Origin of the sequence: Planctomicrobium mucosum, assembly GCF_051466335.1 — a bacterium.
GTDB lineage: Bacteria > Planctomycetota > Planctomycetia > Planctomycetales > Planctomycetaceae > Planctomicrobium.
On record NZ_CP195793.1, the window covers coordinates 1,221,372 to 1,234,106 of the forward strand.

Genomic DNA, 12,735 nt, shown 5'->3' on the forward strand with positions numbered 1-12,735 from the left:
AAGTACTATGACGCTCTCTCAGACAATGCCCATCATTCGACCACTGGAGTTGCCTGGTTTAGCTCAGACAGGCAACACTTCCAGCGATGTGCCATTAGTGCTGGACAAGATGTCGAACGCGTGGTGGGAGCAGATGCGTGCCGCTTTAGAGCACGAAACCGGCATGGATCTGGGGGGGACGCGTGGGGGGCGATTTCGCGAAGCAGTGAAGTCTGCACTCGCAAAATTCAATGCCCCGACCGAGGCTCTCATTCATGAAGCATCCAATCTGGTTCGATTTATCGAAGTGGCTGCGGTTGAACTGACGATTGGCGAATCGTTCTTCCTGCGAAACGAAAATCATATGGGGGTGTTGAAGGATGTCGTGTTCCCGAATTTATTGAAGGAAAACGCATCTCGTCGCGAAATCCGCATCTGGAGTGCGGGATGTGCGGGAGGAGAAGAACCCTATTCACTCGCCATTCTTCTTGATTCCCTGATGGATAGAAATCCCGGCTGGCAGATTTCGGTACTGGGGACGGATTTGAATCCCAGTTTTCTTGAACGTGGCCGGGCAGCGACCTATCGCAAGTGGTCGTTTCGTCAGACTTCCATACAGGAAGATGCTCGATACTTTCGGCAACAGGGGGACACCTATGTTGTCTGCGATCGTATTCGCCAGCAAGTTCGCTTTCAGTATCTGAATCTTGTTAAAGATGCATACCCGAGTAGTTTGAATGGGACCGTTGGTCTCGATTTAATTCTCTTTCGAAATGTTGCGATTTACCTGAAGGCGGAAGTCACCGCTGCCATTCTGAACAAGTTGTTAAAGGCGTTACGCCCCGGCGGATGGTTGCTACTCGGGGAAATCGAAGTCACCTTGGCTCCGACTTCCGGCTACGAAGTCCATCGTTTCCCGCACGCGACTTTCTACCGTCGTCCGTTAAATGAGACCGCAGGAGGATCTGTTCCGAGTTCCTTCGAGCATCATGTACCGCCGTCCCTCGCTGCTCCAGCACCGGTTTCGATTCCTGTTGTGCCACCGCTCCCCCAGTGGGCTCCACTCCCGACCGACCGGATTGAAAAATCTCTGGAGATTGCCTCGCCCCCGGTGAAACCTGTCCCGTTGGCGCCGCTCACTGTGGTTGAGCAATTGCAGCAAAACATTCGTCAAACTGTCGATGTCAGTTTGCGATCAACCTACCGACTGGCTTTGATCAGGAAATATCTGGAAGCGGCCCAGGTGAACGACGCCCGAATCGAATTAGGGGTCTGTCTGAAAGAAAATCCACTCCTGGCAGAAGGCTATTTGCTGCAGGCAGGGATGGCTGAAGATGCCGGGGACCTGGCACTCGCTGAACAGTCCTACCGGAAAGTACTCTATCTGGAACGTGGAAATGCTCTGGCACATCTGCATCTCGGATTGGTGCAGCAACAAAAAGGGGATCTGACCGGTTGGCAACGCAGCATGAAGACGGCACGCGAACTGGCAGAGAAACGCGATCCTTTGGAACTGGTCGAGTACGGCGACGGCGTCTGTTATGGCCGTCTGCATGAGATGATCTTGTTGTTGGTGGGAGGCGTCTATGAGTGACGTAACTGGAGGATCGAACCCTCTCTGGGATCGAATTCGCTCGAGTCTGGAAGAGTTGCAGACTCGTAGCGAGTCCCGGCGAAACAACAGCGCACTTGTTGCAGAGAAACTGGCCCAGCGTGCCCTGGCGTTTCGGGAACGCGTGGCTGATTTACAGGGGTCGGGGCCTGTTGAGCGATTATTAACGCTTACAACGAATCGTGCTACATACGGAATTCCACTGGACTCTGTGGTGGAGATTCAGCCACTTGATTCCTTCAGCCCAGTCCCCGGAGCACCTCCATTTATTCGAGGAGTTGTTCATTTTCGCGGAACGATTCTCTCGCTCATCGATCTCGGGAGGTTGTTTGGCGCCCCTGATACTGGGATCGCCGATATTCATTTCTATGTCGTCGCTCAGGGGGCCGGGAAGAAGATTGCTTTGGCGGCAGATGAAGTCGACGACCTGCTCAGTATGCCTGTCGATGCGATTAAGGCAGCCCCTGAATGGTCCGAGAAAACACCGGCAAGCTGGATACGCGGTATCTATCAGGAGTCCCAAATCATTCTCGATATGAACGCAATATTGCAGGATACAACGCTCGAAAACTGGAGGTCGAAGTGACTCGCGAATTCGAGCGAAGAAATCATGATCACCAGCGTATGGAAGGTGTGCTGGTTAGCGGGCTATCGTTACTGTCGCGATAAACGTGAATTTGGGAGTTAGTGGTAGATGTGTTTGGATCCGCGGATTGGTTAGGGGTATTTAGGATTCCTTAAATTCATTTCCTAGGATTGAGTGAGTCTGAAACCGCAGGGTGTAGGTTTCTAACATAAAGATGCCTTCGGTTTTCTCTGAGAATGAACTAACAACGGTCGGGTTATTATGCGAATGACCATCGGGCAAAAACTGAGTTTGGGATTCGGCAGCTTGATTCTGCTGATGATCGTGAGCTGCATCGTCGTGAGCCTTGCCTTGGTTCGGATCGGAAAGAGTTCTGCTTTTGTGACGGAAGATGCCATTCCTGCGCTGCGGGCCTGTGATGATCTTCTGGGGGCGATTACGCGGACAACGACATCGACTCGAGGTCTGTTGATTCTTGGTGATGATTCCAAGTACTCCTCAGCGATGAAAGAGGATCTGGACGCTTCGTTAATCGCCTTTGAATCTGCAGTGTCGAATTTGAAAGCGATCTTCGACGACGAAGACAATCTGGTTGGAATGACGGATTACGCGCCTGTTGAGGCGGTTGCCAATGAATTTTTGCAGGGGCAGAAGGATGTCAGGGCAGCGACGATCAGAGAAGGTGTTGCGAATATTAATGACAATTCTGCTGCGATCGAGATCATGGAATCTCGTGGGATTCCAGCAGGGAGAAAGTTACGCGGCGAAGTTGAACTGCTTAAGAAACAAGCCGTCGATCAAATCGAAAAAGCGAAAGCGGATTTGTTGGCTGATCAGTACTCGGCTCGGTTCGTGCTAATTTCTTCTTCTGTACTGGCGGTCATCATCGCGACGATTGTCGCATGGATCCTGACCTCCATGACAGTCTCTGCAATCCGTCGATTGCTGACGCAGGTTCAGTTTGTGGCAATGGGAGATCTTTCACAGCCTGCTCTCGCCATAAAAAATTCAGATGAACTCGGTGACCTGACCGCTGGATTCAACGAGATGGTGAACTCGCTGCGATCACTCTTGTCAGAAACGACTTCGGCCACGACGGAAGTAGCCGCCGCGACCGGAGAAATCGCTACGGGAGCACAGCAGCAACTTGCCAGTTTGAACCAAACCTCAACTTCGTTGAATGAAATTACAACAACAGCGGAGGAGTTCAAAGCAACGATGCAGGAGTTCGCTGATCGGGCGAAGGCTGTCCACGAAGCAGCGGATGAAACATCCCGTCGAGCGACGGAAGGGTACTCGCTGAGTAAGGATTCAGCATCACGAATTGACAAGGTCCGCGAGAACTCGGTGTCGGCTGGTGAAAGCGTCCTGCATCTGGCGGATCAGATGCAACGTATCGGAGAAATCACTGCATCAGTGAACGAGATCGCCGAGCAAACAAAACTGCTGGCGTTGAATGCTTCGATCGAAGCTGCCCGTGCTGGAGAAGAGGGGCGTGGTTTTGCGGTTGTCGCGATGCAGGTTCGAGAACTCGCGAATCAATCGAAGGAGGCCGCTGGCCGGATCGAAGCGCTGATTACGCAGACCCAGCGATCGATGCAGAGCGTCGTCGGAAAGATCGAAGACGGTGGTCGGCTCTCAGAAGACTCGACCAGTAAAGTTCGTAATGTCTCAGTTGCCTTCGATGAAATTACGAAAGCAATTGAACAAACGAGACAGGCGATGGCACAGATCAATACAGGTGCTCGCCAGCAGGAATTAAGCATCACCGAACTTGTCGCCAGTATCGTCGAGATCGACTCGGCCTCTAAAGAATCAGTGGCAGCGGCCGAACAGACCCAACGTTCGATCGTCTCTATTGATAGCCGGCTGAGATCTCTCAATACACTGATCAGAAAGTTCAAACTGTAGGCCGCGGAGGGTGCCGTCATCTATTGCGCCCGTTTGAGAGGCCTTCAGATTTCAAATTGGAGAGGCGTTTTACGAACGCGAAAAAGTGTTACAGCGATAATGTAGTGCGTCAGGTCACGATTCGTGTTGTTTAATTGAAGTTGCCAGTTTCCTCATGTATGATCCCATCTTCGACATCTTCCGCGAAGAAGCCAGAGAGCACCTCAATGCACTTGAGCAGGGGTTTCTTGATCTGGAGACGACGACCGACTTGACTGGTCGCACGCAGTTGATCGGAAAACTGTTTCGGCATGCTCATAACATTAAAGGCGATGCTCGTGCACTTGATATTTCAATGCTGCAGCAAGCCTCGGGAATCTTGGAAGAAACGCTTGAGACGTTCCGCGAAAGTCCCGCAGTTGTCGATCAGTCCCAGATCGAGCTTGGGTTGGCTCAGTTAGATGTCCTGCGTCGGTCTCTCCACGAGTGGCAGGGGAATTTTCTGGAAGGAATCACATCCGATTCAACGACTTCAGAACCTGCTCGATTCGTCGATGAAAACGAAGCGGAAGTAAATTCATCTTCAGACGATCAGTTCTTGGAGGACCCGCAATCAGAATCCGTCCATGCAACTGAGGTCGGTTCTGACTCTGGTGAAGTCCGGAAACAGCCATCAGCGCAGATGTCAGTTCCAAACATGATGGAGGACACGTCCTCGATTCGTGTTTCTGCGGACCGTTTAGATCGAATGTTGAATCTCGTCGGGGAAGTGAGGGTCATTCAACGGTCCGACTTTGAAATCCAGCGACAGTTGAAAGACCTTCGAGGGCGTCTGGAAGACCTTGCTGATCGATTACATGGGGAGTGGCGAACCGATCTTGAAGGGGCGTTTGATCACGTAAGGCGTATTGAATCGAGCCTACATCAGAAGCATTCCCGCGAGCAGGTGCTGATGCAGTCGCTCGAGGAAGATGTGAGTGAAGCCCGATTGCTTCCACTCAGCCTGCTGACAGATTCTCTGCGACGCTCCATTCGTGACTTGGCACACTCGCTGAACAAGGAAGTGAAGTATCTCCCGGATGTCGGCGATGTTTTGCTGGATAAGGTTGTGATCGAGGCGCTTCGGACTCCTCTCTTGCACCTGATTCGGAACGCTGTTGATCACGGGATCGAGTATCCGGATGTTCGTAGAAGGCAGAATAAGCCTGCCTCGGGAACGATTCGCATTGAAGCGAAGCGACGAGGCGAGAAGGTTGAAATTCGAGTCAGCGACGACGGTGCCGGCGCGAATTTTGAGAAGATTCGAAGTCGCGTTCTCTCGATGGGGCAGCTTTCGCAGCATGAGGTTGATGAACTCACCGAAGATCAACTGATGGGCTATTTGTTTCAGCCAGGTTTTTCGACAGCAGCCATTGGTGAGATCTCGGGGCGAGGGGTCGGGTTGGATGTCGTCAGGGACGCGATTCAACGGATTCAAGGACGAGTGGAAATTTCTGCGAAAGCTGGGAAGGGGACGACCTTTTCTCTCATGCTTCCGGTCACGATTTCTACCATTCGCGTTCTCACGGTCTGGTGCAGCGGTCAGAGTTTCGCACTCCCCAGTGAGAGTATTCTGAAGACCGGTCGCGCGAGCCTGGAGGAAATTCGGGAGATCAAAGGGACGACCATCTTCACCTATGATGGTGCTCCGATTCGATGGGTTCAGCTCGCTGATTTACTCGGACTCGGTAAGGTGAGAATCGAGCAAGAGCATCCGACGTTCCCGTATGTGATCGTGAAACAGGAAGGACAGGCGGTTGCAGTACAGGTAGATGATGTGGACGAAGAACGGGAAGTTCTTCTGAAATCACTCGGGTTTCCATTATCTGGGCTACCGGGAGTCTGGGGAGGGACGATCCGTCCCGATGGCTCCGTTGAATTGGTACTGGACCTGACCGGGAAACTGCTGTCAGGGACAGGGTCTGATTCAAGAATGAGAAGCGAATCTCAGCAATCCAGAAGTCCGAATATCCTCGTGGTTGATGATTCACCGACGACACGTGCATTGTTGCGGAATGTATTCATCGCAGCAGGATATCAGGTGCAGACAGCGGTCGATGGGATTGATGCGATGGAGAAATTGCGGGTCCAGCGTCCTGATGCCGTGGTGAGCGATTTTGAAATGCCTCGACTAAACGGTGTCGATTTGACCCGTCAAATCAAGTCGAAGTGGAATTTGCCAGTAATTTTAGTGACGGGGCGCGAGCAGGAGCAGCATCGACGAGAAGGTCTTGAAGCGGGAGCAGATGCTTATCTCGTCAAATCTGGCTTCCGGGGAGAAAGCCTTTTGGATGTCGTTAAGCAATTTATTGCTGACTAACTTGAAGGGGAGCGACCAGTCGTTGCGCGGATTCCGATTTGTTTTTGTGGATCTCCGGGAAATTGAATGGCGAAGTCCGAGTATCGCTAGCGACTTATGGTGAGGTCTTCAATTTTGACGATTGACTCACAAGTTTCTCTTGCCGAGTTTACAATCAGTTGTGAGGATAAGTTGGTATTGTCAACACGGTAATTTACCTTAATTTGAGTCGGGAATAAGCAATAGCATGATTCGCTTGCTGATCGTGGAAGACTCTATCACTCAGCGAGAAATCTTGCGTCAACTGATAGAAGCGAGTGGTCAGATTTCAGTGGTCGCTGAGGCCAGAAATGGCCGGGAGGCGGTTGCGGCGGTTCACAAGTTTCGTCCGGACGTCGTGTTGATGGACATCCATATGCCAGATATGGATGGCGTGGCAGCAACTCGGGAAATTATGCGGAACGTACCCGTTCCGATTGTCATCGCCAGTGCAGCGTTGAAGCGTCAGGAAGTGGATCTCGGTCTGGAAGCACTCAAGGCTGGAGCAGTGAGTGTCATCGAAAAGCCGCAAGGGGCTGTATTACTGCACCTCAACAAAATTGCTCCTCAATTGTGTCAGGAATTGATCGGAGCTTCCAAAGCCAAAGTGACAGGGAGAAAGCTGGCGGTCAGTCGCTCGCAGCGGCAAACAGGACTGCTTGCAGCGGGCAGAAAATTTGATTTGGTGGGGATTTGTGCTTCGACCGGCGGGCCGCCGGTTTTATTGCAGATCTTGTCGCAGCTTCCTAACCCGATCCCAGTTCCGGTGCTGATTGTGCAGCATATTGCTGCGAGTTTTGTAGAAGGGTTTCGTCGCTGGTTGGAAGACTTATCCCATCAGCAGGTTCGCATCGCCACTCACGGGCAAGTGATAGAACCAGGATTCTGGATGTCTGGGGGCAACGGACATCTCTGTGTGAATGGCAGGGGGCGTTTTGATCTCAAAGCACCCGGTCCGAAGGAAATTCATTGTCCATCAGGCAATGCTTTATTTGCTTCGCTTGCAGAACACTATCGAGAACGGGCAATCGGAGTTGTACTGACTGGGATGGGGGATGATGGGGCAGATGGGTTGAAATTGCTTCGTGATGCAGGGGGGCAGACAATTGCACAAAACGAAGAAACGAGCGTGATTTTCGGGATGCCAAAGGTTGCTCTGGATCGGGGAGCCGCCGAAGTCGATTTGGCGCCACACGCGATTGTTCAATTGATTGCGAATGCAGTTGGAAGGAAAGATTCGAACAGAACTTCTTGAGAATGCCGAATGGATGTTCTGATTGGATCTTTATCTGGTTGAGAAATGAGCGAAATTCTTCTAATTGAAGATAGCCCTATCCAGGCACTGGCGTATCGCCGGATGCTTGAGCGGGCAGGTCACGTTGTTCGGCATACCATGACTGCCGAAGGGGCGTATGAAGAATGTCGCAAATCGTATCCTGATCTGGTGATCCTCGATCAATATCTGGGAGACAAATCTGGTCTCGACGTTTGCCGCCGACTGAAGAACGACCCGGCGTTGCAGGTCATTCCAATGCTGATTCTGACTGGCAGCCATCGTGAGCAAGATCACGTGCTTGCCCTCAATGCCGGAGCAGACCGGTTTCTTTCAAAAGAACAGCCATCGGACGACCTTCTTGCAACCGTAGAGAGTCTTTTGAAATCGACGGTCTCTCTGGACCGCACAGATCTGGATGAAGCAACCCGCGACGACTTGCTGCATGGTGCGCGTCTCTTAGTCATAGACGATAGCAGCACGTATCTCGCCCATCTTAAACGTTTGTTGACTGATAACGGCTTTGAGATCATCACTGCGAGTACTGCGGCAGAAGGGCTGCGGTTGCTTCAGCAAGAGTCTTGTCAGGTCGTTCTGGTGGATGTGTTTCTGGCGGACACGAACGGCTTTCAGCTGTGTCGATCTGCGAGGCAGTGGGCGGACACGAATCAGAAGCTGCTGGGAATTCTTGCGCTCTCGGCACAGGAAAATCAGCTCCATTTGATTCGTGCGCTGGAATCTGGAGCTGATGATTTTGTCAGTAAGCTCCGTGAGCCTGAAGTGATTCTCGCACATGTCAAATCGATCGTGCGACGAACACGAGTGATGCGACACGTTCAGGCGATGAATCAAAAATCGCTTCAGCAGGAAATTGCGCTTCGAGAGGCTGAATGGAAGCGGCAGCAGGCGGAGGAACGTGCCCGACATGCTGAGACGCGTGCCACGCTTTATGAAGAGATCAAGAAAGTCGCTGCTGAGCTCAATCAGTCCAAAAATGAATTGGAGATCGCAAAAGAAGCCGCGGAAGCAGCGAGCAACGCAAAAAGCGATTTTCTGGCCAACATGAGTCACGAGATTCGCACCCCGATGAATGGGATCATGGGCATGCTTGAAGTTCTAGATAAAACAGAACTGACTTCCGTGCAAAAGGAATACATTCAACTCGCCCAGCATTCTGCGGGATCGCTACTGAGATTGCTGGACGATATCCTCGATTTTTCGAAGATCGAAGCGGGGCAACTCGACGTTGAATCCGTTGAGTTTGATTTGCATGAGTGTGTTGGTCAGGCTCTGCGGTTGATGGCGATTCGGGCATTTGACAGAGGATTGAATCTGCAATGCCGGATTGCTCCGACAATTCCTCGCTACATGAGTGGTGACCCGGGGCGATTACGACAGGTCCTTGTTAATCTCATTAGCAATGCGATCAAGTTCACTGAGAAGGGGATGGTTTATCTCAATCTTGAGTTAGAGCGAGAAGATCTGCATACGCACGTACTTCATGCTGTCGTGGAGGATTCCGGAATCGGGATTGCAGAGGAAGACCAGAGTCGCGTTTTCGCAGCGTTTCATCAGGCAGATGCATCAACGACACGTCGCTTTGGCGGAACCGGCCTGGGATTAACGATTTCATCCAGACTTGTCGGCCTTATGAACGGCCGCATCTGGGTGGAAAGTGAAGTCAATGTCGGGACGAAGTTCCATTTCACAGTGCACACCGGCCGTGTTGATCAGCCACTCGACCCACTGAGAGAAACGCGGGACGCTTTACGAGATTTACGGGTTCTGCTCGTCTGTGATGACCAACTTCAGTCCGACATTTACCGGGACGTACTTCATCACTGGGAGGCCTCTGTAAGAATCGTACAGTCCATCGATGAGGCAGAGGCGGTGATGATGACCGCCTTTTCCGAGGGACAACCGTTTCAGTTCATGGTCTTCGACCTTGATGTTTCGGGGCCTGAGGCAGCTGCAGCTATGAACCGGATTTATCAGTCGGACTGTATGGAACGGGTTCCATCCATTGTGATGTTGAAACGCCAGTACGACCCCTTGTTGGATACACTGAACGCAGATTTTCCAATTCGCTTCCTCGCCAAGCCGATAGTTGGTTGCGATTTTGCGAACGCAATCATCGCTCAGATTCGTGGCGAAGTTGAGCCTAGACGCACGACGCAAAAACAGCCTCAGCCGGTTACCCAGAAACTTCAGATTCTTCTTGCGGAAGATAGCCCGGTCAACCAAAGAGTGGCGCTCGAATTCCTGAAGAGGTTGGGGCATGAAGTCCAGGTTGTGAATAACGGATTGGACGCTGTCAACGAAGTGCAGGACAAGCACTACGACGTCGTGCTGATGGACCTGCAAATGCCGCTCATGGGGGGCATTGATGCGACATCGATGATCAGGCAGATGGCAGACCCGAATGTGAGAGAGATTCCCATAGTCGCAATGACCGCGGAAGCGATGAAAGGGGACCGCCAGCGATGTCTTGATGCGGGAATGACCGACTACATCTCGAAGCCGGTGAATTTTGACGAACTTTCAGAAGTGATTCATCGAGTCACTCAACATTTGGAAACGCACTCCGTGTCTGAGATCAGATTACAATACCCCGGACCGACTTTAGGCTCTGAAGACGATCTGGATGACGACCAGTTGATTGACTGGAGTGTTGTCTACAGCTTATTGGGAGACGATCCAGAACTCGTTCAGGATCTTGTGAATATGCTGCGTGATCAGTGCCCGAATTATCTGGATGATATTCGAGTTGCAATTGCCGAGGGGAACGCGGATCAGCTTCACCACCGGGCGCATTCGCTGAAAAGCTCAGTTGGTTATTTTGGCGTTCAGTCGATCGTCGAGCTTGCAAGGCAGTTGGAGATTCTAGGGTCGAAGAAAGACCTCACCGAAGCTCCGGAATACTTCCGTGAGCTGGATCTGCAGGTGAATCGAATGTTGTCGTCGCTGGATCGGCAGATTCCCAATCTGAGAGAAATCGTGATTTCTGAATCCACACTGCCGAATCGCGACGCCGATTGATTTCAGATAATGGCATCGAAGCACGCTGAGTAGGAATCAACAAAAAGGGGCGCTGAGTTAGATCTCAGCGCCCCTCATCAGCTCAAGGAAACAAGCGAAATTATTTCGCTGTTGCTTTCGCGTATCGCTTCGCAACTTCTTCCCAGTTGATCACGTTCCAGAACGCGCCGATGTAGTCTGGTCGGCGATTCTGGTAGTTCAAGTAGTAAGCGTGCTCCCAGACGTCCAGGCCGAGGATCGGAGTGCGCCCTTCGGAGAGTGGAGTGTCCTGATTCGCTGTGCTTTCGATCTTCAATTTGCCGCCGTCGACAGTCAGCCATGCCCATCCGCTTCCGAAGCGGGTCGTGGCAGCGGCTGCAAAGTCTGTTTTGAGTTTTTCGAAACCACCGAGTTCGGCCTGAATCGCTGCTGCGAGCGGACCAGTTGGTTCTCCGCCGCCGTTTGGTTTCAGAATGGTCCAGAACATGGAGTGATTCCAGTGTCCACCGCCATTGTTGCGGACAGCTGTGCGGATCGATTCTGGAACTGCCGAGAGGTCCTTCATCAGATCGCAAATAGACTTGGCAGCCAGTTCCGGATGGGCTTCCAGTGCCTTGTTGACATTGGTGATGTAAGCCTGGTGATGCTTGGTGTGATGGATTTCCATCGTTTTTGCATCGATATGTGGTTCCAGCGCTGTGTACGCGTAAGGAAGTTCAGGCAGTGTATAAGCCATTTGAAGAGCTCCTGGAAACTGTGGTGGTTTCTGGTCTGTAGGGTTGCTGGAAACCCCTATTCTAGAGTGAGATTCCAGACCTACAACTATCTAAACATTGATTTCAGAATCTTCAGATTGGCAGCGGCTCGACTCCTTGAACCTCTCTGGAAGTGTGGTTTTTATCCTCTCATGAACTTTTGGTGAAATTCGAGTCGGGTCGCAAGAAAGAACGGGCAGAGTTTGTTTTAATCGGACACTTGATCGCTGCGCTGAGGCGAACCAGCAGCGAAAATGAGTCGCAATCCGTGCAAGGAGATCGATTGTGAAGTTGTTGGTGAATAGTTCTCTGTCAGCGGTGCTTTTCGGAATGTTGCTCATTCCAACGAACGCGTGGGCCCAGAAAAATGAGAAGAAGGCAAAGAGTGTTCCGACGATTGCGGATATTGCTTACGATGAGCATCCCAGTTGTCGGATTGATTTCTGGAAAGCGGAAGGAGAAGGGCCACGACCACTGCTGATCCATATCCACGGGGGGGATGGTCTTCTGGCACCAAAGAGGTGAATGAAGGGTTCTTTGATCCGTATCTCACACAGGGAATCAGCTGCGCTTCGGTTGAGTACCGTCTTCTCAGTGTTGAAACACTCCCGACCCCCGTACATGATGCTGTGCGAGCAGTGCAGTTCCTCCGTCACAAAGCTGATGAACTCAACATCCGTAAAGATCGTGTCGCGCTGACCGGAGGAGGTGCGGGTGCGTGTACTTCCATGTACATCCTTCTACATGAAGATTTGGCCGACTTGGAATCGACTGATCCTGTGAAACGGGAGTCGTCTCGAGTCACTGCTGCGGCGGTTCGACAGGGACAAACATCGATCGATCCTACCGTGGCGCCCGAATGGATCGGTCCAAATCTGCTCAAGCATAAGATGTTGTTCGGATCTGTCGGGGAACCGGATGCAGGTCGGGCTGTCGAGAATTACGAAAAGCATCGATCGCTCTTCGTTGAGTTTTCTCCAATTAATCACGTCACTGCAGATGACCCGCCATTGCTGATGACCTATGTCGCCGACATGACACTCCCCGCGAAAAATGCGTCCCATGCGATCCACCACGGGATGTATGGAGTCAAACTGAAAGAGAAATCAGACTCAGTCGGGCACGAGTGCCATCTCTTGATTCCCGGCACCTCGACGTCACAGGGCTATCAGGGAGTTGAAGATTTTCTGATCGAGAAGCTTCTGGAAAAATAACTAAAACGACTCCACTGGGATTTGTGATCTC

At 51.7% G+C, this 12,735-nt stretch carries 9 protein-coding genes; 8 read left to right on the forward strand and 1 reads right to left on the reverse strand.

Annotation, left to right across the window (positions count from 1 at the left end):
* Positions 1–7 precede the first annotated feature (7 nt).
* The 6 genes from SH668x_RS04895 to SH668x_RS04920 all read left to right on the forward strand — a co-directional run bounded on the left by SH668x_RS04895 (position 8) and on the right by SH668x_RS04920 (position 10,756).
* Positions 8–1,573, forward strand: coding sequence for a CheR family methyltransferase (locus SH668x_RS04895; RefSeq protein WP_437187580.1), 1,566 nt, complete (start codon positions 8–10; stop codon positions 1,571–1,573).
* A complete protein-coding gene (locus tag SH668x_RS04900; RefSeq protein ID WP_437187581.1) occupies positions 1,566–2,177 on the forward strand; it encodes a chemotaxis protein CheW in 612 nt (203 codons plus the stop codon). The genes SH668x_RS04895 and SH668x_RS04900 overlap by 8 nt, the downstream gene beginning before the upstream one ends.
* 267 nt (positions 2,178–2,444) lie before the next feature.
* On the forward strand, positions 2,445–4,088 hold the full coding sequence (locus tag SH668x_RS04905; RefSeq protein ID WP_437187582.1) for a methyl-accepting chemotaxis protein: 1,644 nt from the start codon (positions 2,445–2,447) through the stop codon (positions 4,086–4,088).
* Between the two features lie 154 nt (positions 4,089–4,242).
* Positions 4,243–6,426 (forward strand): hybrid sensor histidine kinase/response regulator, encoded by a 2,184-nt coding sequence (locus SH668x_RS04910; RefSeq protein WP_437187583.1) that lies wholly within the window; start codon positions 4,243–4,245, stop codon positions 6,424–6,426.
* A gap of 226 nt (positions 6,427–6,652) precedes the next feature.
* Positions 6,653–7,699 (forward strand): chemotaxis-specific protein-glutamate methyltransferase CheB, encoded by a 1,047-nt coding sequence (gene cheB, locus SH668x_RS04915; protein WP_437187584.1) that lies wholly within the window; start codon positions 6,653–6,655, stop codon positions 7,697–7,699.
* 45 nt (positions 7,700–7,744) lie between these two features.
* The gene (locus SH668x_RS04920) at positions 7,745–10,756 is read left to right on the forward strand and encodes a response regulator (protein ID WP_437187585.1); all 3,012 of its coding nucleotides are present in this window, start codon (positions 7,745–7,747) and stop codon (positions 10,754–10,756) included.
* A 100-nt stretch (positions 10,757–10,856) separates the two neighbouring features.
* Here SH668x_RS04920 and SH668x_RS04925 read toward each other — a convergent pair whose 3' ends face one another.
* Positions 10,857–11,471, reverse strand: coding sequence for a superoxide dismutase (locus SH668x_RS04925; protein ID WP_437187586.1), 615 nt, complete (start codon positions 11,469–11,471; stop codon positions 10,857–10,859).
* Between the two features lie 304 nt (positions 11,472–11,775).
* Between SH668x_RS04925 and SH668x_RS04930 the strand changes: the two genes are divergently transcribed.
* Positions 11,776–12,015, forward strand: coding sequence for a hypothetical protein (locus SH668x_RS04930; protein WP_437187587.1), 240 nt, complete (start codon positions 11,776–11,778; stop codon positions 12,013–12,015).
* Positions 12,012–12,704 carry an alpha/beta hydrolase fold domain-containing protein gene (locus SH668x_RS04935; RefSeq protein WP_437187588.1) on the forward strand — a complete coding sequence of 231 codons (693 nt, stop codon included), beginning with the start codon at positions 12,012–12,014 and terminating at the stop codon, positions 12,702–12,704. Before SH668x_RS04930 ends, SH668x_RS04935 begins: the two co-directional genes overlap by 4 nt.
* The last annotated feature ends 31 nt before the right edge of the window (positions 12,705–12,735 follow it).